Origin of the sequence: Pseudomonas sp. SWRI99 (genome assembly GCF_014270125.1) — a bacterium.
GTDB lineage: Bacteria > Pseudomonadota > Gammaproteobacteria > Pseudomonadales > Pseudomonadaceae > Aquipseudomonas > Aquipseudomonas hamedanensis.
This window is the reverse complement of sequence record NZ_JABWQR010000013.1, coordinates 102,470-123,822: the sequence shown is the minus strand read 5'-3', so window position 1 is coordinate 123,822 and position 21,353 is coordinate 102,470. Positions and strand designations below refer to the sequence as shown.

22 protein-coding genes are annotated in these 21,353 nt (G+C 59.5%); 16 read left to right on the top strand and 6 right to left on the bottom strand.

What is annotated here, in order from left to right; all coding sequences use genetic code 11:
- Positions 1 to 18: 18 nt before the first annotated feature.
- The 14 genes from HU743_RS13010 to glmS all read left to right on the top strand — a co-directional run bounded on the left by HU743_RS13010 (position 19) and on the right by glmS (position 13,272).
- Positions 19 to 816 (top strand): ParA family protein, encoded by a 798-nt coding sequence (locus HU743_RS13010; protein ID WP_186546219.1) that lies wholly within the window; start codon positions 19 to 21, stop codon positions 814 to 816.
- A 9-nt stretch (positions 817 to 825) separates the two neighbouring features.
- Positions 826 to 1,698 (top strand): ParB/RepB/Spo0J family partition protein, encoded by an 873-nt coding sequence (locus HU743_RS13005; RefSeq protein WP_186546218.1) that lies wholly within the window; start codon positions 826 to 828, stop codon positions 1,696 to 1,698.
- 148 nt (positions 1,699 to 1,846) lie between these two features.
- Positions 1,847 to 2,254 (top strand): F0F1 ATP synthase subunit I, encoded by a 408-nt coding sequence (locus tag HU743_RS13000; RefSeq protein WP_008084411.1) that lies wholly within the window; start codon positions 1,847 to 1,849, stop codon positions 2,252 to 2,254.
- Positions 2,255 to 2,270: 16 nt separating this feature from the next.
- Positions 2,271 to 3,140, top strand: a complete 870-nt coding sequence (atpB, locus tag HU743_RS12995; RefSeq protein WP_186649019.1) for a F0F1 ATP synthase subunit A — start codon at positions 2,271 to 2,273, stop codon at positions 3,138 to 3,140.
- 133 nt (positions 3,141 to 3,273) lie between these two features.
- Positions 3,274 to 3,531: a F0F1 ATP synthase subunit C gene (atpE, locus tag HU743_RS12990; protein WP_003097235.1), complete on the top strand. Its 258-nt coding sequence runs from the start codon at positions 3,274 to 3,276 to the stop codon at positions 3,529 to 3,531.
- Positions 3,532 to 3,589: 58 nt separating this feature from the next.
- Positions 3,590 to 4,060 (top strand): F0F1 ATP synthase subunit B, encoded by a 471-nt coding sequence (locus HU743_RS12985; protein ID WP_016772403.1) that lies wholly within the window; start codon positions 3,590 to 3,592, stop codon positions 4,058 to 4,060.
- A gap of 12 nt (positions 4,061 to 4,072) precedes the next feature.
- Positions 4,073 to 4,609 carry a F0F1 ATP synthase subunit delta gene (locus HU743_RS12980; RefSeq protein WP_016772404.1) on the top strand — a complete coding sequence of 179 codons (537 nt, stop codon included), beginning with the start codon at positions 4,073 to 4,075 and terminating at the stop codon, positions 4,607 to 4,609.
- A gap of 21 nt (positions 4,610 to 4,630) precedes the next feature.
- Positions 4,631 to 6,175: a F0F1 ATP synthase subunit alpha gene (gene atpA / locus HU743_RS12975; protein WP_103302851.1), complete on the top strand. Its 1,545-nt coding sequence runs from the start codon at positions 4,631 to 4,633 to the stop codon at positions 6,173 to 6,175.
- A gap of 50 nt (positions 6,176 to 6,225) precedes the next feature.
- On the top strand, positions 6,226 to 7,086 hold the full coding sequence (atpG, locus tag HU743_RS12970; protein ID WP_007911960.1) for a F0F1 ATP synthase subunit gamma: 861 nt from the start codon (positions 6,226 to 6,228) through the stop codon (positions 7,084 to 7,086).
- Positions 7,087 to 7,113: 27 nt separating this feature from the next.
- Positions 7,114 to 8,493: a F0F1 ATP synthase subunit beta gene (gene atpD, locus HU743_RS12965; protein WP_007911961.1), complete on the top strand. Its 1,380-nt coding sequence runs from the start codon at positions 7,114 to 7,116 to the stop codon at positions 8,491 to 8,493.
- Between the two features lie 45 nt (positions 8,494 to 8,538).
- A complete protein-coding gene (locus tag HU743_RS12960; RefSeq protein WP_016772407.1) occupies positions 8,539 to 8,964 on the top strand; it encodes a F0F1 ATP synthase subunit epsilon in 426 nt (141 codons plus the stop codon).
- A 117-nt stretch (positions 8,965 to 9,081) separates the two neighbouring features.
- The gene (gene glmU, locus HU743_RS12955; RefSeq protein ID WP_186649018.1) at positions 9,082 to 10,449 is read left to right on the top strand and encodes a bifunctional UDP-N-acetylglucosamine diphosphorylase/glucosamine-1-phosphate N-acetyltransferase GlmU; all 1,368 of its coding nucleotides are present in this window, start codon (positions 9,082 to 9,084) and stop codon (positions 10,447 to 10,449) included.
- Between the two features lie 211 nt (positions 10,450 to 10,660).
- A complete protein-coding gene (locus HU743_RS12950) occupies positions 10,661 to 11,437 on the top strand; it encodes a DeoR family transcriptional regulator (RefSeq protein ID WP_186618839.1) in 777 nt (258 codons plus the stop codon).
- 2 nt (positions 11,438 to 11,439) lie between these two features.
- Positions 11,440 to 13,272: a glutamine--fructose-6-phosphate transaminase (isomerizing) gene (gene glmS, locus HU743_RS12945; RefSeq protein WP_186649017.1), complete on the top strand. Its 1,833-nt coding sequence runs from the start codon at positions 11,440 to 11,442 to the stop codon at positions 13,270 to 13,272.
- A 200-nt stretch (positions 13,273 to 13,472) separates the two neighbouring features.
- On the opposite strand, the gene HU743_RS12940 is transcribed toward glmS, so the two are convergent.
- The 5 genes from HU743_RS12940 to HU743_RS12920 form a co-directional block, all read right to left on the bottom strand.
- Positions 13,473 to 13,841, bottom strand: coding sequence for an antibiotic biosynthesis monooxygenase (locus HU743_RS12940; RefSeq protein ID WP_186546214.1), 369 nt, complete (start codon positions 13,839 to 13,841; stop codon positions 13,473 to 13,475).
- 76 nt (positions 13,842 to 13,917) lie between these two features.
- Positions 13,918 to 14,628 carry a glutamine amidotransferase gene (locus HU743_RS12935; protein ID WP_186546213.1) on the bottom strand — a complete coding sequence of 237 codons (711 nt, stop codon included), beginning with the start codon at positions 14,626 to 14,628 and terminating at the stop codon, positions 13,918 to 13,920.
- 37 nt (positions 14,629 to 14,665) lie between these two features.
- A complete protein-coding gene (locus tag HU743_RS12930; RefSeq protein ID WP_186618836.1) occupies positions 14,666 to 15,727 on the bottom strand; it encodes a 2Fe-2S iron-sulfur cluster-binding protein in 1,062 nt (353 codons plus the stop codon).
- Positions 15,724 to 16,686: a diiron oxygenase gene (locus tag HU743_RS12925; RefSeq protein ID WP_186649016.1), complete on the bottom strand. Its 963-nt coding sequence runs from the start codon at positions 16,684 to 16,686 to the stop codon at positions 15,724 to 15,726. Before HU743_RS12925 ends, HU743_RS12930 begins: the two co-directional genes overlap by 4 nt.
- A 156-nt stretch (positions 16,687 to 16,842) precedes the next feature.
- On the bottom strand, positions 16,843 to 18,057 hold the full coding sequence (locus tag HU743_RS12920; RefSeq protein WP_186546210.1) for an MFS transporter: 1,215 nt from the start codon (positions 18,055 to 18,057) through the stop codon (positions 16,843 to 16,845).
- A 259-nt stretch (positions 18,058 to 18,316) separates the two neighbouring features.
- On the opposite strand from HU743_RS12920, the gene HU743_RS12915 reads away from it, so the two are divergent.
- Both HU743_RS12915 and HU743_RS12910 read left to right on the top strand, forming a co-directional pair.
- The gene (locus tag HU743_RS12915; RefSeq protein ID WP_186546209.1) at positions 18,317 to 19,615 is read left to right on the top strand and encodes a serine hydroxymethyltransferase; all 1,299 of its coding nucleotides are present in this window, start codon (positions 18,317 to 18,319) and stop codon (positions 19,613 to 19,615) included.
- A 30-nt stretch (positions 19,616 to 19,645) separates the two neighbouring features.
- Positions 19,646 to 19,822 carry a hypothetical protein gene (locus tag HU743_RS12910; RefSeq protein WP_186649015.1) on the top strand — a complete coding sequence of 59 codons (177 nt, stop codon included), beginning with the start codon at positions 19,646 to 19,648 and terminating at the stop codon, positions 19,820 to 19,822.
- On the opposite strand, the gene HU743_RS12905 is transcribed toward HU743_RS12910, so the two are convergent.
- Positions 19,819 to 21,315, bottom strand: a complete 1,497-nt coding sequence (locus HU743_RS12905) for a PLP-dependent aminotransferase family protein (RefSeq protein ID WP_186630780.1) — start codon at positions 21,313 to 21,315, stop codon at positions 19,819 to 19,821. The two genes, HU743_RS12910 and HU743_RS12905, sit on opposite strands and share 4 nt — an antisense overlap.
- Between the last annotated feature and the right edge of the window lie 38 nt (positions 21,316 to 21,353).

Here is a 21,353-nt window from a genome sequence, read left to right as displayed (position 1 = left end):
TTGGGAACACAAGCAAGAATGGCTAAGGTATTCGCGATAGCGAACCAGAAGGGTGGTGTGGGCAAGACCACCACCTGCATCAACCTCGCAGCATCCCTGGTCGCGACCAAGCGCCGGGTGCTGTTGATCGATCTCGATCCACAGGGCAACGCCACCATGGGTAGCGGTGTGGATAAACACGGCCTGGAAAACTCGGTCTACGACCTGCTGATCGGCGAATGCGATCTGGCCCAGGCCATGCACTACTCCGAGCATGGCGGTTATCAGTTGCTGCCGGCCAACCGCGACCTGACGGCGGCCGAAGTGGTGCTGCTGGAAATGCAGATGAAGGAAAGCCGCCTGCGCAGTGCGCTGGCGCCGATCCGCGATAATTACGATTACATCCTGATCGACTGCCCGCCGTCGCTGTCGATGCTCACGCTCAACGCACTGGTTGCCGCTGACGGGGTGATTATCCCCATGCAGTGCGAATACTTTGCGCTCGAGGGGTTGAGCGACCTTGTGGATAACATCAAACGCATCGCCGAGCTGCTGAACCCGAACCTGAAGGTCGAAGGTTTGCTGCGTACCATGTACGACCCGCGCCTGAGCCTGATGAACGATGTCTCGGCACAGCTCAAGGAGCACTTCGGCGAGCAGCTCTACGACACGGTAATCCCGCGCAACATCCGCCTGGCCGAAGCGCCAAGCTACGGCATGCCGGCGCTGGCCTACGACAAGCAATCGCGCGGCGCGCTGGCCTATCTGGCGTTAGCGGGTGAGATGGTTCGCCGTCAGCGCAAAAATTCACGCACCGCCGCCGCTCAGGCAATTTAAGGAATCCCCATGGCCGTCAAGAAACGAGGTCTCGGACGTGGACTGGATGCACTGCTGAGTGGTCCGACGGTCAGCGCGCTGGAAGAACAAGCTGCGCAGGCCGACACCCGCGAACTGCAACACCTGCCGCTGGATCTGCTGCAGCGTGGCAAATATCAGCCACGCCGCGACATGGACCCGCAGGCGCTGGAAGAGCTGGCGTCGTCGATCAAGGCCCAAGGCGTCATGCAGCCCATAGTGGTGCGCCCGATTGGCGGCGGACGGTTTGAGATCATCGCCGGTGAGCGACGCTGGCGAGCCAGCCAGCAGGCCGGGCAGGAAACGATCCCGGCCATGGTTCGCGATGTACCGGACGAGACCGCTATTGCCATCGCGCTGATCGAGAACATCCAGCGCGAAGACCTCAATCCGATCGAAGAAGCGGTTGCCCTGCAGCGCTTGCAGCAGGAGTTCCAGCTGACCCAGCAACAAGTGGCTGACGCTGTGGGTAAGTCGCGGGTGACTGTGGCTAACCTGTTGCGGCTTATTGCACTGCCGGAAGTCATCAAGACCATGCTGTCCCACGGCGACCTGGAAATGGGCCATGCCCGTGCTTTGCTCGGTCTGCCGGACAATCAGCAGGTTGAAGGGGCGCGACATGTTGTCGCACGAGGACTGACCGTGCGCCAAACCGAGGCACTGGTTCGTCAGTGGTTGAGTGGCAAACCGGAGCCTGTTGAAGCAAGCAAACCCGACCCGGACATCGCTCGCCTCGAGCAGCGCCTGGCCGAGCGCCTAGGCTCTGCGGTGCAGATTCGCCATGGCAAGAAGGGCAAAGGGCAACTGGTGATTGGTTATAACTCGCTCGATGAGCTGCAAGGCGTGCTCGCACACATTCGCTGAAACAATTCCTCATGTAGCGCGCAGTCGGAAATCACTACCTGACAGTTGAATAGGGGCAGAACCGCCCCTATACTCTGCGCGCATTTTGTCGGCACAAATTATGCCAAGTTATTGAATTCTGGCAGCCGACCATTGGAGAGCAAACGTGATGGAAACCCGCAAGCCAAACCGCCTGCCCTTCCATCGCCTGGCAGTTTTTCCGGTGCTGATGGCTCAATTTGTCATTTTGCTCATTGCCGCTTTGGCGCTCTGGCAATGGCATGGAGTCGTTGCCGGATACTCGGGACTTTGCGGAGGCCTGATAGCCTTGCTGCCCAATGTTTATTTCGCTCACAAGGCATTTCGGTTTTCCGGCGCCCGAGCAGCCCAGTCCATCGTCCGGTCTTTTTATGCCGGCGAGGCAGGCAAACTGATTTTGACGGCAGTGCTGTTTGCACTGGTGTTTGCAGGTGTGAAGCCACTGGCGCCGATAGCAGTATTCGGCGTGTTCGTGCTGACTCAGTCGGTCAGCTGGTTCGCTCCCCTGCTGATGAGAACAAGACTTTCGAGACCTTAGGGCGTTTGAGGCAACCATGGCAGAAACAACCGCTTCGGGCTATATCCAGCACCACTTGCAGAACCTGACTTTCGGTCAGCTACCCAACGGCGGCTGGGGCTTTGCCCACACCGCAGCAGAAGCCAAGGAAATGGGCTTCTGGGCTTTCCACGTCGATACTCTCGGCTGGTCGGTCGCGCTGGGTCTGATCTTCGTTCTTCTTTTCCGCATGGCGGCAAAGAAAGCGACTTCGGGTCAGCCGGGTGCCTTGCAGAACTTCGTTGAAGTATTGGTCGAATTCGTCGATGGCAGCGTGAAAGACAGCTTCCATGGCCGTAGCCCGGTGATTGCGCCGCTGGCACTGACCATCTTCGTCTGGGTGTTCCTGATGAACGCTGTCGACCTGGTACCGGTCGACTGGATTCCTCAGCTGGCCATCCTGATCTCCGGTGATGCGCACATCCCGTTCCGCGCCGTGTCGACGACCGACCCGAACGCGACCCTGGGCATGGCCTTCTCGGTGTTCGCACTGATCATCTTCTACAGCATCAAGGTCAAGGGCTTCGGCGGCTTCATCGGCGAACTGACCCTGCACCCGTTCGGCAGCAAGAACATTTTCGTTCAGGCCCTGCTGATCCCGGTGAACTTCCTGCTGGAGTTCGTGACCCTGATCGCCAAGCCGATCTCTCTGGCTCTGCGTCTGTTCGGCAACATGTATGCCGGCGAGCTGGTGTTCATTCTGATCGCTGTGATGTTCGGCAGCGGCCTGCTCTGGCTGAGTGGCCTGGGCGTTGTTCTGCAGTGGGCGTGGGCTGTGTTCCACATCCTGATCATCACCCTGCAGGCGTTCATCTTCATGATGCTGACCATCGTCTACCTGTCGATGGCGCACGAAGAAAACCATTAAGACCAGTCTCGACTAGTCTGATGTCCTTCCCGGTAAAACGGGAAGGGGCTCCTGACGGGGCATCTGAAACGATTTGTTTTACCGCTTTAATCTAAAAAACCTAAACCATACGACGTAAAAGTCGGGAGGAAAGATGGAAACTGTAGTTGGTCTAACCGCTATCGCTGTTGCACTGTTGATCGGCCTGGGCGCACTGGGTACCGCAATTGGTTTCGGCCTGCTGGGCGGCAAGTTCCTGGAAGGCGCCGCGCGTCAGCCAGAAATGGTGCCAATGCTGCAAGTTAAAATGTTCATCGTTGCCGGTCTGCTCGACGCCGTAACCATGATCGGTGTTGGTATCGCTCTGTTCTTCACCTTTGCGAACCCGTTCGTTGGTCAGATCGCTGGCTGATTACTCGGATATTCCGGGTAATTTGGTGTGATGGACAACGTAACTGCGAGGTGTTGGCGTGAACATTAATGCGACCCTGATTGGCCAGTCCGTTGCGTTCCTGATTTTTGTACTGTTCTGCATGAAGTATGTATGGCCTCCGGTCATCGCTGCTCTGCACGAACGTCAAAAGAAGATCGCTGATGGTCTGGACGCTGCCAGCCGTGCAGCTCGCGACCTGGAGTTGGCCCAAGAAAAAGCGGGTCAGCAACTGCGCGAAGCGAAAGCTCAGGCAGCTGAAATCATCGAGCAAGCCAAGAAACGCGGTAACCAGATCGTCGAAGAGGCTGTTGAAAAAGCCCGTATCGACGCTGACCGTGTGAAGGTTCAGGCTCAAGCCGAGATCGAACAGGAACTGAACAGCGTCAAAGACAAGCTGCGTGCCCAAGTGGGCTTGCTGGCTGTTGGCGGCGCCGAGAAGATCCTGGGTGCCACAATCGATCAAAACGCGCACGCAGAGCTGGTTAACCAACTGGCTGCTGAAATCTAAGCGAGGGCGATCATGGCAGAACTGACCACGTTGGCCCGACCTTACGCTAAGGCGGCCTTCGAGCACGCTCAGGCCCACCAGCAACTGGCCAATTGGTCAGCCATGCTCGGCCTGGCAGCGGCGGTGTCGCAAGACGACACCCTGCAGCGCGTGCTCAAGGCCCCGCGACTGACGAGCGCAGAAAAGGCCGCCACGTTCATTGACGTGTGCGGCGACAAGTTTGATGAAAAGGCACGCAATTTCATCAACGTCGTTGCCGAAAACGACCGTCTCCTGCTTCTGCCGGAGATCGCCGCTCTGTTCGACCTGTACAAGGCCGAACAAGAGAAATCGGTAGACGTTGAAGTAACCAGTGCTTTCGCATTGAACCAAGAACAGCAAGACAAACTCGCCAAGGTTCTCAGTGCACGACTCAACCGGGAAGTGCGCCTGCAAGTTGCGGAGGATGCTGCCCTTATAGGTGGTGTCGTTATCCGCGCCGGCGACCTGGTTATCGATGGCTCGATTCGCGGCAAAATCGCGAAACTTGCCGAAGCATTGAAATCTTGAGTTTGAAGGGGCAGCAGAGCAATGCAGCAACTCAATCCTTCCGAAATAAGTGAAATTATCAAGGGCCGCATCGACAAGCTCGATGTGACCTCCCAAGCCCGTAACGAAGGCACTGTCGTCAGCGTATCTGACGGCATCGTGCGGATTCACGGTCTGGCCGACGTCATGTACGGCGAGATGATCGAGTTTCCGGGCGGCGTCTACGGTATGGCCCTCAACCTGGAGCAGGACTCCGTAGGTGCCGTGGTATTGGGCTCCTACCAGTCGCTGGCTGAAGGCATGAGCGCCAAGTGCACCGGCCGCATCCTTGAAGTTCCTGTTGGTAAGGAATTGCTGGGCCGCGTAGTCGATGCACTGGGTAACCCTGTTGACGGCAAAGGTCCACTGGGCAACACCGAGACCGACGCGGTCGAGAAAGTTGCTCCAGGCGTGATCTGGCGTAAGTCGGTAGACCAGCCTGTACAGACTGGCTACAAGGCTGTCGATGCCATGATCCCTGTCGGCCGTGGCCAGCGTGAGCTGATCATCGGTGACCGTCAGATCGGTAAGACCGCTCTGGCGATCGACGCGATCATCAACCAGAAAGACAGCGGCATTTTCTGCGTCTACGTAGCTATCGGTCAGAAACAATCGACCATCGCCAACGTGGTTCGCAAGCTGGAAGAAAACGGCGCCCTGGCCAACACGATCATCGTGGCTGCCAGTGCTTCGGAATCTCCTGCGCTGCAATTCCTGGCACCGTACTCCGGTTGCACCATGGGTGAATTCTTCCGCGACCGCGGTGAAGACGCGCTGATCGTTTATGACGATCTGTCCAAGCAAGCAGTGGCTTACCGCCAGATTTCCCTGCTGCTGCGCCGTCCACCAGGCCGTGAAGCTTACCCAGGCGACGTGTTCTATCTCCACTCCCGTCTGCTGGAGCGCGCATCCCGCGTTTCGGAAGAATACGTAGAGAAGTTCACCAACGGCGCAGTGACCGGCAAAACCGGTTCCCTGACCGCACTGCCGATCATCGAAACCCAGGCTGGCGACGTTTCCGCGTTCGTTCCGACCAACGTGATTTCCATCACCGACGGTCAGATCTTCCTGGAATCGGCCATGTTCAACTCGGGCATCCGCCCTGCAGTGAACGCCGGTGTTTCGGTATCCCGTGTGGGTGGTGCCGCTCAGACCAAGATCATCAAGAAGCTCTCCGGTGGTATCCGTACCGCTCTGGCTCAGTACCGTGAACTGGCGGCATTCGCCCAGTTCGCTTCTGACCTGGACGAAGCGACCCGTAAGCAACTTGAGCATGGTCAGCGCGTTACCGAGCTGATGAAGCAGAAGCAATACGCACCAATGTCGATCGCTGACATGGCGCTGTCGCTGTATGCCGCTGAGCGTGGGTTCCTGACTGACATTGAAATCGCCAAGATCGGCAGCTTCGAACAAGCGCTGATTGCTTTCTTCAACCGCGATCACGCCGATTTGATGGCCAAGATCAACGTTAAAGGTGACTTCAATGACGAAATCGACGCTGGCATGAAAGCCGGTATCGAGAAGTTCAAGGCCACCCAAACCTGGTAAGCCGCAGCGGGAGCCGCGAGGCTCCCGCTTGCTAACCTGATAGGTGTTACATGGCAGGCGCAAAAGAGATTCGCAGTAAGATTGCGAGCATCAAAAGCACGCAAAAGATTACCAGCGCCATGGAAAAAGTGGCGGTCAGCAAAATGCGCAAGGCACAAATGCGCATGGCTGCTAGCCGTCCTTATGCGGAGCGTATCCGCCAGGTAATTGGGCATCTGGCCAACGCCAACCCGGAATACCGCCACCCGTTCATGATCGACCGCGAAATCAAGCGCGTCGGTTATGTCGTCGTGAGCAGTGACCGTGGTTTGTGCGGCGGCTTGAACACCAACCTGTTCAAGGCCCTGGTCAAGGACATGGCGGTAAACCGCGAAAACGGCGTCGAGATTGATCTGTGTGTAGTCGGTAGCAAGGGTGCGGCCTTTTTCCGCAACTTCGGCGGTAACGTCGTTGCAGCTATCAGCCACCTGGGTGAAGAGCCGTCGATCAATGATCTGATCGGCAGCGTCAAGGTGATGCTGGATGCCTACCTGGACGGCCGTATTGACCGCCTGTCCGTGGTGTCCAACAAGTTCATCAACACCATGACGCAACAGCCTACCGTGGAGCAGTTGATTCCACTGGTGGCGACCCCGGATCAGGATCTCAAGCACCACTGGGACTATCTCTACGAACCGGACGCCAAAGAGCTGCTTGACGGCTTGATGGTCCGTTACGTCGAGTCGCAGGTCTACCAGGCGGTGGTCGAGAACAACGCGGCTGAACAGGCTGCGCGGATGATCGCGATGAAGAACGCTACCGACAACGCCGGTGATTTGATCAGCGATTTGCAGCTGATCTACAACAAGGCGCGTCAGGCTGCGATCACCCAAGAGATCTCGGAAATCGTCGGCGGCGCTGCCGCGGTTTAACGGTTCAAATATTCAGAGGATCCAGCTATGAGTAGCGGACGTATCGTTCAAATCATCGGCGCCGTTATCGACGTGGAATTTCCACGCGACAGCGTACCGAGCATCTACAACGCGCTGAAAGTAGTGAGCGCGGCTGAAACCACCCTGGAAGTTCAGCAACAGCTGGGCGACGGCGTGGTTCGCACCATTGCGATGGGTTCCACCGAAGGCTTGAAGCGCGGTCTGGAAGTCACCGACTCTGGCGCAGCCATCTCCGTACCGGTCGGTAAAGCGACCCTGGGCCGGATCATGGACGTCCTCGGCAACCCGATCGACGAAGCTGGCCCGATCGACACCGAAGAGCGTTGGGGCATTCACCGTCCTGCGCCATCCTTCGCTGAACAAGCGGGCGGCAACGACCTGCTGGAAACCGGCATCAAGGTTATCGACCTGGTTTGCCCGTTCGCCAAGGGCGGTAAAGTCGGTCTGTTCGGTGGTGCCGGTGTAGGCAAAACCGTAAACATGATGGAACTGATCCGTAACATCGCCATCGAGCACAGCGGTTATTCCGTGTTCGCCGGTGTGGGTGAGCGTACTCGTGAGGGTAACGACTTCTACCACGAGATGAAGGACTCCAACGTTCTGGACAAAGTGGCACTGGTTTACGGTCAGATGAACGAGCCGCCGGGAAACCGTCTGCGCGTAGCCCTGACTGGCCTGACCATGGCCGAGAAGTTCCGTGACGAAGGTAACGACGTTCTGCTGTTCGTCGACAACATCTATCGTTACACCCTGGCCGGTACCGAAGTATCCGCACTGCTGGGCCGTATGCCTTCGGCAGTAGGTTACCAGCCGACCCTGGCTGAAGAGATGGGCGTTCTGCAGGAACGTATCACTTCGACCAAGGAAGGTTCGATCACCTCGATCCAGGCGGTATACGTACCGGCGGACGACTTGACCGACCCGTCGCCAGCGACCACCTTCGCCCACTTGGACGCCACCGTCGTTCTGTCCCGTGACATCGCTTCCCTGGGTATCTACCCGGCGGTAGATCCACTGGATTCGACTTCGCGCCAGCTGGACCCGAACGTGATCGGCCAGGACCACTACGACACCGCTCGCGGCGTCCAGTACGTTCTGCAGCGTTACAAAGAGCTGAAAGACATCATCGCGATCCTGGGTATGGACGAGCTGTCGGAAGCCGACAAACAGTTGGTAAACCGTGCTCGTAAGATCCAGCGCTTCTTGTCGCAGCCGTTCTTCGTGGCTGAAGTCTTCACCGGTGCCTCGGGTAAATACGTTTCCCTGAAAGACACCATTGCTGGCTTCAAAGGCATCCTCAACGGTGACTACGACCACCTGCCAGAACAAGCGTTCTACATGGTTGGCGGCATCGAAGAAGCGATCGAGAAAGCCAAGAAACTGTAATCCCGGCGCCCGGCAACGGGCGCTAATTTAGGTTGAGGCAATCAGATGGCTATGACAGTCCATTGCGATATCGTCAGCGCGGAAGGGGAAATCTTTTCCGGCCTGGTCGAGATGGTGATTGCGCACGGTGCACTGGGTGATCTTGGTATCGCTCTGGGTCACGCGCCGCTGATCACTAATCTCAAGCCGGGTCCGATCCGCCTGATCAAGCAAGGCGGGGAAGCCGAGGTGTTCTACATCTCCGGTGGTTTCCTCGAGGTTCAGCCGAACATGGTCAAGGTGCTTGCCGATACTGTGCAACGTGCCGCCGATCTGGATGAAGCTCAGGCTCAGGCAGCGCTCAAGGCTGCCGAGAATGCGCTGAACGAAAAAGGCGCGGACTTCGACTACGGTGCCGCTGCCACACGTCTGGCCGAGGCTGCAGCCCAGCTGCGCACCGTCCAGCAGATCCGCAAGAAGTTTGGCGGTTAATCCGTCAGCCGCTTGTTGTGCGATTGATAAAAAAGGGTAGCCTCGGCTACCCTTTTTTCTTTTCCGAATTTCAAACCCCGGTCGCAGTTGCTGACCACCCAGGATTGGTAGCCAGTCATGTCTCTCGAAATCGTTATCCTCGCGGCCGGTCAAGGCACTCGTATGCGCTCGGCACTGCCGAAGGTATTGCACCCGATTGCCGGCAACTCCATGCTAGGTCATGTTATCCACAGCGCGCGGCAACTTGATCCGCAGCGCATTCATGTGGTCATTGGCCATGGTGCCGATGCGGTGCGCGAGCGTCTGGCCGCCGACGATCTGAACTTCGTTCTGCAGGACCAGCAACTGGGTACGGGTCACGCCACGGCTCAAGCAGTGCCATTCATCAGCGCCGACACGGTATTGATCCTCTATGGTGACGTGCCTTTGATCGAAGTCGAGACCCTGCAGCGCCTGCTCAAGCATGTCGTGCCCGGGCAGATGGGTTTGCTCACTGTTGAGCTGGACGATCCGACCGGTTATGGCCGCATCGTGCGCGACGCTGATGGCAAAGTTGCGGCGATCGTAGAACACAAAGATGCCAGCGAAGCACAACGGGCAATTACTGAAGGCAACACCGGAATCCTCGCCGTGCCGGCCAATCGCCTGGCCGACTGGATGAGCCGCCTGTCGAACAACAATGCCCAGGGCGAGTATTACCTGACCGACGTGATCGAGATGGCGGTCAGCGACGGTCTGGTGGTGGCCACCGAACAGCCGCACGATCCGATGGAAGTGCAGGGTGCCAACGATCGCAAACAGCTGGCCGAGCTGGAGCGTCATTACCAGTTGCGTGCCGGTCGCCGTTTGATGGCGCAAGGCGTGACCCTGCGTGACCCGGCGCGCTTCGATGTGCGCGGTGAAGTCACTGTGGGCCGCGACGTACTGATCGATATCAACGTGATCCTCGAAGGTCATGTGGTGATCGAAGACGACGTCGTCATCGGCCCGAATTGCGTAATCAAGGACAGCACCCTGCGTAAAGGCGTAGTGGTCAAGGCCAACAGCCACATCGAAGGCGCTGTGCTGGGCGAGGGCAGCGATGCCGGTCCGTTCGCGCGGCTGCGTCCTGGCACGGTGCTCGAAGCGCGCGCGCATGTGGGTAACTTTGTCGAGTTGAAAAACGCTCATATGGGTGAGGGCGCCAAGGCCGGGCACCTGACCTACCTGGGCGATGCCGAAATCGGCGCGCGCACCAACATCGGGGCGGGCACCATCACTTGCAACTACGACGGCGCCAACAAGTGGAAAACCGTATTGGGTGCCGACGTGTTCATCGGGTCGAACAATTCGCTGGTCGCGCCTGTGGATATCTCTAACGGCGCAACCACCGCGGCCGGTTCGACCATTACGCAGAATGTGGATAACGCGCAATTGGCCGTTGGCCGTGCACGGCAAAAGAACATTGACGGCTGGAAGCGGCCGGAGAAGATCAAGAAAGACTGAGTTATCCACAGCGGAAAACATGTGGGAGCGGGCTTGCTCGCGAATGCGGAGTGTCAGTGCCGAAATGTGCACCTGACACTCCGCATTCGCGAGCAAGCCCGCTCCCACATTCGTTTATTGCGTCTGTAAAAAATCAATCAGCGACTTGACGATTTTCCTCTAATAGGTTTTGATTGCTTTCGTTATCTTTCGAATCGAAACTTAAGCCGCCATGTCGAAACGCAATACGCCCCAGCGCCGTCACAATATTCTCGCCTTGCTCAACGAGCAGGGCGAGGTCAGTGTCGACGAGCTGGCCAGACGCTTCGAAACTTCCGAAGTTACGATTCGCAAGGACTTGGCGGCTCTGGAAACCCATGGCCTGTTGCTGCGTCGCTACGGCGGGGCGATCACCATGCCCCAAGAGTTGGTCGCGGAACCTGCCCAGAGCGTTTCCAGCTACAAGCAGGCGATCGCTCGTGCGGCGGTCAAACGCATCCGTGAACACGCGCGCATCATCATCGACAGCGGCAGCACCACCGCGGCGATGATTCCCGAACTCGGCCAGCAGCCGGGTCTGGTGGTGATGACCAATTCCCTTCACGTCGCCAACGCCCTGAGCGAACTTGAGCACGAGCCGGTGCTGTTGATGACCGGCGGCACCTGGGATCCACATTCGGAGTCCTTTCAGGGCCAGGTCGCCGAGCAAGTACTACGCTCGTATGACTTCGACCAGTTGTTCATCGGTGCCGATGGCATCGACCTGGTGCGTGGCACCACCACCTTCAATGAGTTGCTGGGTCTCAGCCGCGTGATGGCCGAAGTCGCGCGCGAAGTCATTGTCATGGTCGAAGCCGACAAGATCGGTCGCAAGATTCCCAATCTGGAGTTGCCCTGGAGCAGCGTCCATACCCTCATTACCGATGATCGCCTGCCCGATGCTGCACGCGATCAGCTCCAATCCCGCGGTATCAACGTGATTTGCGCGGCTGTCAGTCAGGAGAATTAAACATGTGTGGAATTGTTGGCGCAGTGGCCGAACGTAATATCACTGCCATCCTTCTCGAAGGCCTCAAGCGCCTCGAATACCGCGGCTATGACAGTGCCGGTGTAGCTGTTTTTACCAACGACGCAACCCTTGAGCGCATGCGCCGCCCGGGTAAAGTCAGCGAACTTGACGCCGCGCTGGCCGAGCATCCGCTGGTGGGTCGTCTTGGCATTGCCCACACCCGTTGGGCCACCCACGGCGCCCCGTGCGAGCGCAACGCTCACCCGCATTTCTCCGGCGATATCGCGGTGGTGCACAACGGCATCATTGAAAACCACGAAGCGCTGCGTGAACAGCTCAAGGCGCTGGGTTACGTGTTTACCTCTGACACCGACACCGAGGTGATCGCGCACTTGCTGACGCACAAGCTCAAGGACCAGCCTGACCTGACCGTTGCGCTCAAGGCTACGGTCAAGCAATTGCACGGTGCGTACGGTCTGGCGGTGATCAATGCCAGGCAGCCGGATCGTCTGGTCGCCGCGCGCAGTGGCAGCCCGCTGGTGATCGGCCTCGGCCTGGGTGAGAACTTCCTCGCGTCCGACCAACTGGCCCTGCGTCAGGTTACCGACCGTTTCATGTACCTGGAAGAAGGCGATATCGCCGAAATCCGTCGCGATAACGTGCAAATCTGGGACGTCACCGGCAAAGCGGTCGAGCGTCAGACTGTGCAATACAGCGATGGTGCCGAAGCAGCCGACAAAGGCGAATTCCGCCACTACATGCTCAAGGAAATCCACGAACAACCGGCGGTGGTACAACGCACGCTCGAAGGTCGTCTGAGCGACCACCAAGTGCTGGTACAGGCCTTCGGACCGCAGGCACCCGAGCTGTTCGCCAAGGTCCGCAACGTGCAAATCGTCGCCTGCGGCACCAGTTACCATGCCGGCATGGTTGCCCGTTACTGGCTTGAAGAACTGGCCGGCATCCCCTGCCAGGTCGAAGTCGCCAGCGAGTTCCGCTACCGCAAAGTCGTGGTGCAGCCGGACACCTTGTTCGTGACCATCTCGCAGTCCGGCGAAACCGCCGACACCCTGGCGGCCCTGCGCAATGCCAAAGAGCTGGGCTTCCTCGCCAGCCTGGCCATCTGCAATGTCGGCATCAGCTCGCTGGTGCGCGAATCCGACCTGACGCTGCTGACCCAGGCCGGTCGCGAAATCGGTGTGGCCTCCACCAAAGCCTTCACCACGCAACTGGTCGGCCTGCTGCTGTTGACCCTGTCGCTGGGTCAGGTTCGCGGTACGTTGGGCCAAGGCGTCGAAGCCACACTGGTCGAAGAACTGCGCCGCCTGCCAACCCGTCTGGGCGAAGCGCTGGCGATGGACAGCACCGTGGAGAAAATCGCCGAGCTGTTTGCCGAAAAAAACCACACCCTGTTCCTTGGCCGTGGTGCGCAATTCCCGGTGGCGATGGAAGGCGCCCTGAAACTCAAGGAAATCTCCTATATCCACGCCGAAGCCTACCCGGCCGGCGAACTGAAACACGGCCCGCTGGCGCTGGTGGATAACGACATGCCGGTGGTCACCGTCGCGCCCAACAACGAGCTGCTGGAAAAGCTCAAGTCCAACCTGCAGGAAGTCCGCGCCCGTGGCGGCGAACTGGTGGTGTTCGCCGACGAGAAAGCCGGGATGACCAACGGCGAAGGCACCCACGTCGTACAGATGCCGCACATCCACGACATCCTCTCGCCGATTCTCTACACGATTCCGCTGCAGTTGCTGTCGTACTACGTCGCGGTGCTCAAGGGCACGGATGTTGACCAGCCGCGTAACCTGGCGAAGTCGGTGACGGTGGAGTAAGTTATCCACCGCTAAAGAATAGATTTTCGAGCAATGCCAAAGCCCCTGATTTCAGGGGCTTTTTCTATTTAAGGGCTTCTACCGAATGTACGAATGGGCGTTGCGGGATTATCGATGTCGAAGAGCGGGTTGCGGTGAGCCCTGCTCACCACAGTCGGCAATAAATTTCTCGCCCCTGTGCAGGTGACGAGAATACGCCGTTAAACCACCGCGGCAGCCGCGCCGGGTTCACCGTCGACCACTACGTTGTACGGTGCCTGTTCGCGATCACGCAGACCGTAATCACGAATCACCGATGTCACACGCACGCGATAGTCATCGAAGATTTTGTCGCGTCCGGCGCGCTGTGCCGACAGGTGGGCTGTCACGTTGCGCCATTGCACCACGGCCTCCTCATCGCGCCAGGTAGTGACCGACATCACCTTCTTGGGGTTGAGCGTGCTTTGAAAGCACTCGACGGAGATAAACCCGTCCATGGGTTCAAGCAGCGGGGTCAGCTTGTTGACCAGGTCAACATAGGTCTCGCCCTGGCCTGGCAGTGCCTGTAACTCAAACAAAACGACGATCATTTTTGATTCCTCATCCTTGATATTTTTCAGGTGGTTTTACACGGTGCAAATGCGCTGGGCGGGTGCCCGACCGCTATCAGTGTTTTATCGGGGTGCCCAGGTTGTTCAGCCAGGCCCGCATGACTTGGCTCGCGGCGCGGGTGAGGCGGTCGCCGAGGTGAATGGCCTCGCTGCGCAGCGCAACAGGGTCGATGCCGGTTTGTGCCAGTTCGCTGGCATGGCCAACCAGCCATTGCTCGATGTTGGCGGTATCGGCTTCGAGGTGAAATTGCAGGCCGAGAATCGTGTTGCCCACGGCGAACGCCTGATGAGCACCCACCGGGGTACTGGCCAGCAGCACAGCGCCTTCTGGCACATCGAACTGATCGCCGTGCCAGTGCAGCACGGGGGTGTCCATCAGTGCGGCGAGCGGCGAGTCTTGACCGGCCGCGGTCAGGGTCAGCGGTGAAAAACCGATCTCCTTGACCCCCATCGGGTAGACGTCGGCCTGCATGGCCCGGGCGATCAGTTGCGCACCGAGGCAGATGCCCAGCAGGGGATTTCCCGACGCAACGCGCTGGCGCACCAGTTTCAACTCGTCGTGCAAAAACGGATACAACTGCTCGTCATAGGCTCCAATCGGGCCGCCGAGCACGATCAACAAGTCGGCCTGCAGCACCGGCTCGCTGTAGATGGCGTCGACCGTGGGGTCCAGGTAAATCAGCGTATAGCCTGCTTCGGCGAGAACGGCATCCAGGGTGCCAACGTCTTCGAAGTGAATGTGGCGCAATGCAATGGCAGTTTTCATGGAAAAAACCAGTTGTTGAAGTAAGGGCGGTAAGTGTTCATACCGTGGTGGAGAGGTCGACTTTGATCGTCCCGGATTGCGGGAAGGTGCAGCAGGCGAGGGCGTAGCCGTCGTCCTTGTCCTTGTCGGTCAGGCAAAAGTCGGGTTCAAGGGTGTAGTGACCCTCCGATACCTTCAGCCGGCAGTGACCGCAGATGCCGGCGCGGCAAAGGCTGCGCACCGCGATGCCGCTGGTTTCAAGCATCTCCAGCAAACTCTTGCCGGCGGGCGGCTCCAGCACCTGATCGTTGTGGTTCAAGTGCAGGCGCAGCGTCGCGTCGGCTTGAGCCTGCGGCTGAGCGGCGCAGGCCGGCGCGGCCGGTGGTGTGAATGACTCGATGAGCAAGCGGCTCGCGGGGAACATGGCAAGGGTGTGTTCGCGCATGCCCTGGGCGAAGCCATGGCTGCCGCAGATCACCACGCGGTCGGGATTACCCAGCCGGCTCAGGTCCTGGATCTGGGGACGACCGGCGCTGAAGTGTCCGTTGTTGTTGACCGCTTCGCGGGTTACGAACACCTGCAAGGAGAACCACGATGTGGTCAGCTCAAGCTCCAGCAACTCCTGTAGAAACGCAATCTCGGCGATGGACGGCACACACAGCAGCAGGCTCACATCGGGCACCGCCAATCCGCGTCGCGCACGCTCGGCCAGGCCACGCAACAATGCAATCGGCAAGGTGATGCCGATGCCGCCGGCGAGCATGCCGACCTGGCGGCAACCCAGAACCGACTCCAGCGAAATATCACCTGCGACAAACTGCATCGCGATGCTTGAGCCGGCTTGCAGCGTAGTGTGCAACTGGTCCGAAACTCCGCCATGGCCTTCACGCTTGATCGCAATGTCGAACCGGTCGACGCCATGCTTGCGCGTGATCGAATACAACCGTTGGTGATAGGTGCCCGCCATGTCAGCGGCGTGCAGGGCCACGTGTCTGCCAGCCTCCAGGCTGTCGAGAAATTCGACGGGGGCGTCCACCGCGCGCAGGGTGAAGACTTTTACGTTGGCCGTTTCAGTGCTTACGTGTTCGCACAGGGCCGTGAGGAATGCCATGCCGTTCATGCGCGGGCCTTCTCGCCTAAGGTTTCAATGGCATGCTCGGCACTGCTGAGGCCGTTGCCGGTCAAGCCGATCCGGTCTATCAGGGCTTCGAGCGAGTCGGTGTAGACGCTGATTTCGTTGTTGTCGCCCACGTCACGCACGATCTCGTCGGCGTGGGGGAAATCCAGCATCGAAAACACGCTGGACCATGCGCCCATTTCGTTATTGGCGAACATCTGCACCGTGCGCAGGATGATCGCGCGCAGGTACTCGCGTTCCTTGCGGCTCAGGTCATTGACGATGTCGGAAGCGACGAAGCTGAAGACGCTGGAATGGCTCCACTCGTCCATGGCATGGGTGCGCGTGACCTCATGGCACACCGCCTGAATGCTGGCGTCCTCGGCCATGGTCTTGAGGTAGTCGGTGATGAGCGTTTCGCTGGCACACGCGACGCCGAAGCGGGTCAGGCGTCGCTCCCATTCGGCAGTGCAGTTGGCCAAGAGGGCCTCGCGCCAGGTCACCAGGTTGAACGCGCTGAAGTCCAGAGGGGGGAGTTTGCGCATGTCATAGATATAGTTGCAGGCCATGATGGACATGCGCGTGTGCAGGGCTTCGTCGAGCAGTGCCTGAGACATCACGTCTTGCAGCAGGGCGCGGTTGTTGCTCGGCGGCGGGGTCTTGATAATGTCCTCGCAGGCCGGCACGACCACATTGCATTCGATGTAGATGGTCTTTAGGTTGTAGATGCCCCACGCATAGGACAGACATTTGGATTGCACGTCCTGAGGGGCTTCGAGCCAGGCCTGGTGATGACGAAACGGTAACAGCGACAGACTGAAGTCGTGCTTGTCGGCATCGAAGGCGAGGCCCCAGTAGTTCGGTTGCGGGTTGTTGACGGCCGCGCGGGTTTTCCAGAGCGTGGAGAGTTTGGCCAGCATGTTTTTTACTACGTCATCGGTACCACAATTCAAACGTTCCATGTTTTAACTCCAAGGGAATCGGCTATTGGTGTTGGGGTTTACCGTGCAGTCCTTGCAAAAATAACGAGTGCGCACAAGCGAGGGGTGCAGCGCAATAAATGCGGGACGGCGCCCTTCAAGTCTGCGGCAAAAACACGTGGCGGCTATTGATTCAGGTCACTTGAAAGCCACTTGGAGTGCTGCCATTTTTCGGACCCTTGCCATGGACCGCTCCTGTATCAGGGTCAGTACAACGGTCAGGCTCATGAAGGCGGCGCTGGCCCAGAAAATGGCGTTGGGCTGACCTTGGTCGAGCAGCCAGCCGAACCCGACTGGCCCGATGGCGCCACCGATGTTGAAGCCGGTAGAGACGATGCCGAAGGTTTTGCCTTCAGCACCCTTCGGGGCAGCCGCCCGTACCAGCATGTCGCGGGACGGGGCGATCACTCCAGTCAGAAAGCCCGCAGCCCCCAGCACGATCAGCAGTGCGGGCTCGCTCAAGCGTGCCGTGGCGACCAGCAGCATCAGCACGGTGGCCAAGGCGAACGCGCTGGCCGCGACTACGCCATGGCGGCGAGTCCGGTCGGCCAAGGCTCCCCCCGCCAGCACGCCGAAAGCGCTGGCAAAGAGGAAGGCGGTCAACGCCGAGTTGGCCCAAGTCAAGGCCACGCCCTGACCTTGCATCAGGGCGGCCACCGAGAACTTCTCAATCGCGCCGGTGCTCAGGTTCAGCAGCACGAACAACAGGGTCAGGCTGAGCACCATAGGCGAGAGCAGCGACAGGCGACTGGCGCCGATGGGTGTCGGCTCTGCGGCGGGATACACGTGAGTGACTCGGGCCAGTGCGGAGCCAGGGAGCAACAATAGCGCCAGCACGAAAAAGCCCACCAGGGCCGCCGCCGCGAAGGCCATGGGCAGGTTGCTCGCCATCGCGATACTCAGCAAAAACACCGGGGCCACGGCCGCGCCAAGGAACCCGGCAAAGGTATGCACGGAGAACGCCTTACCGATGTGGGCGGGGTCAATGTGGCGCGACAGCAGGGCGTAGTCGGCCGGGTGATAAATGGCGTTGGCGACACCGGCCAGCACCATGCCGATCAACAAACAGGTGTAGCCGGGCATGAGTGCAATCAGCAGGAAACTGCTGCTGCCCAGTGCCAGCGCGACCGAGAGCAAACGCCTGGCACCGTAGCGGTCCACGGCAAACCCCATGGGTGCCTGCACCAGCGCCGTAACGATATTGAACAGACTCAACGCCAGGCCCAGCTCCACATATTCCACGTTGAAAAAAGCCGGAAGCAGGGGGAATAGCGCCGCCAGCACCATGATGTGCAAATGACTGACAAAGTGTGCGGCGGCGACCTGAGGCAGCAACCCGATACGAATCGTCATGGCGAAACCCGTGTAGTGAGCATGGCAAATCCGGCGCAGAGCTTAATAAGGCGCCGGTCTTGCGCGATAGTCCATTACCGATGCGGCCACCAGACCACTTTTAATGGCGGCGATTTCACCACGCCTGCCCCCGCTTAGACGCGTGGCAAGGACTTTGGGTGCGGTGGTCTGCAACAACCGAGCGAACTGGTATGGTTGGCCGGCCCTTGGGCGGCTAGGGTAGTGCGGCGTGTTATCGGGCGTTTACAAAGGAGTGACCATGCCGCATTTCGCTTATCAGGAGGGCCACGCGCTGCCTGGGGTCAGTGGCGTTGCGCTACCCCAGGTGGACGGGCAGGTGTGGCGCGCCATTGACGCCGAGCGCCAGCGCCAAGTGCAGTCAATCGAGCTGATCGCCGCTGAGAATGTGGTCAGTCGTGCGGTGCTCGAGGCCCAAGGGTCGGTACTGACCAACAAATATGCCGAGGGCTACGCAGGGCGTCGCTATTACGCCAGTTGCTGCAATGTCGATGCAATTGAAGAGCTCGCCATCGAACGGGCCAGGCAGCTGTTCAGCTGTGCCTATGCCAACCTGCAGCCTCATTCGGGCAGCCAGGCCAACCAGGCGGTGTTTCTGGCTCTGCTGGCGCCGGGGGACAAGATCCTCGGCCTTGACCTCAAGTCCGGTGGGCACCTGTCCCATGGTGCTGCGTTCAACTTGTCCGGGCGCTGGTTTCAGGCCCTCAGCTATGGCGTGCACCCGGTGACCCACAGGGTCGACATGGATCAGGTCGAGCAGATCGCCCGACAAGAACGTCCACGCCTGATCATCGCAGGGGCCTCGGCGTATTCACGAGCGCTGGATTTCGCCAGGTTTCGTGCGATTGCCGACGAGGTGGGTGCGTACCTGATGGCCGACATTGCCCACGTTGCAGGGCTGGTCGCGGGTGGTGCGTATCCGTCTCCTGTGCCGTTCGCCCATGTCACTACCCTCAGTACCCATGCCACATTGCGCGGCCCGCGTGGCGGGATGATCCTGTGTAATGAGCAGGCCATTGCGCAGAAGATCAATGCAGCGGTGTACCCCGGCCTGCAGGGCGCAGCACTGATGCATATCGTTGCAGCCAAGGCCGTGGCGCTGGGTGAGGCATTGCAACCGGCGTTCGGCGCTTACGCCCATGCCGTGGTCGCCAACGCCCAGGCCTTGTGCGGCCGATTGGCTGAAGGTGGGTTGTTGGTCGTGTCGGGAGGGACCGACTGTCACTTGGGGGTGATTGACCTGCGGCCGTGGGGCCTGGCAGGGAATGTCGCCGAACGAGCGCTGGAGGCAATCGGTATTACCGTGAACAAAAATGTGGTGCCCGGCGATGAGGTCAAGCCCACCGTGACGTCCGGGATTCGTCTCGGCAGTGCGGCGTGCACTTCGCGTGGCATGGGGGTCGATGAATTCAGAGAGATCGGCGACATGATTCTGGCCATGCTCGGTGGCGTACGCAGCGGTGCCCTTGACGGCCGCACTGAACGCTCGATTCGTGAAGGTATCAGCGACCTGACCAAGCGTTTCAGGCTGCCGTATTAACCGTCTGCGCTTTTTTGCAAAGGAAATCCGATGCCCGACATCATCCCCACCGGCCGCCTGGCGGCTACCCGCACGTCACGTTTCAGGTTGTTCACCCCCGCCAAGCCGCAACCCGTCAGCACGGTTGAACACTCCATGCTGCCCCGGCGTGCGCGGATGGCCGTCCAGGCCCAGCAGTTGCTGATGAACTATGCGCTGGGCCATTAGATTTTCAGGGCGTTGGCCAGACGCAACATGGCGGCTTCTATTTCATACGCGGTCAGTGAGGAGTAACCCAGCAGCCAGCCCTGTTGCTTCGGTTCGCCCGCGTACAAGCCGCTGAGGCCGGACAGTTGCACGCCGGCAGTGGCGGCCTGGCGGATGGTTTTTTCCTCGGACCATCCGGCTTTCAACAAGCAGGGGATTTGCAACCCGCCCGGCGGCAGTTCGGCGCTGACCACCGTGCTCAAGTACTTGCCGATGGCGTCGTGCATGATCGATCGGCGTCCGGCATATAGCTTGCGCATGGCCCGGACATGCGCGTTGTAATGGCCGTCCTCCATAAAGCGCGCCAGCGTCAGTTGCAGCGTTTGCGGAGTGTGGCCGTCCATCATGCTGCGCGCATAGGCAAAGGGCTTGACCAGTTCGCAGGGCAGCACCATGTATCCCATGCGCAGTCCGGGGTAGAGGGTTTTGCTGAACGTGCCGATGTAGAGCGTGCGCTGATACTTGTCCAGGCCTTGCACGCACGCCGTGGGTTGCCCGTCGTAATGGAACTCGCTGTCGTAGTCGTCCTCGATGATCCACTTGCCTTTTTGCGCCGCCCAATTGATCAACTCAAGACGCCGCTCCAGCGGCAATGTCGCGCCGGTGGGGTATTGGTGAGAGGGCGTGACATACACGCAATTGGCGCCGCTGCGGTCGGCGTACAACAGGTCGGTACGGATGCCCTGTTCATCGACATCAATGGGCATCACCTTGGTTTCGGCGATCTGGAAGGCCTTGCGGGCGCCATAGTAGCCGGGGTTTTCCATCAGGATCGGCTTGCCGGCGTCTACCAGCAATTGCGCGCACAGATACAACGCCTGACGCGTACTGCTCAAGACCAGTATCTGGTCGGGGGAGCATTTGGCGCCGCGTTCGAGGTTCAGGTAGGTGGCGATCGCTTTGCGCAGGGGCTCAGCCCCTTGTGGATCGCCATGCAGCAGCACGCTTGCGCGATAGTCCTTCATGACCTGGCGTTGCAAACGCTCCCAGACATCCGTCGGGAAACTGCGGGTTTCCGGCAGGCCGGTAGCGAATGCCTTGATGACTTGCTGATCGCGCACGCCGCCGGTGTCGAAGATCATGCGTCCGCGTTGGCTGAGTGCTGCGCCCGGTGCGGCGACGCTGCTCCTGATCTCCTGAGCCCTGAGGCGTCGGCGTCCAGCACCGCGCAATTCGACGCCCACCGTGTCGCAGACGTAACTGCCGGCGCCTTCGCGGCGCACGATAAACCCGTCCCGATGCAACTGCACATAGGCGTTCTCAACGGTATCGCGGGCGCACCCCAGTGACTTGGACAGCACCCGCGTGGCGGGCAGTTTCAAGCCGGGGCCGAGGGCGCCGTCGAGAATCAGCGCACGCAATGCACGCTGGATCCGCTGATGCAGATCCAGCAGCTGAAATTCAGCGTCGTTGAGGCGCATCTTCAGGGTTTCCAGCTCGAAGGTCTTGGCCATGTGGTCTGCTCTCTTTCCATGAACTGGCAGGTAAAGGC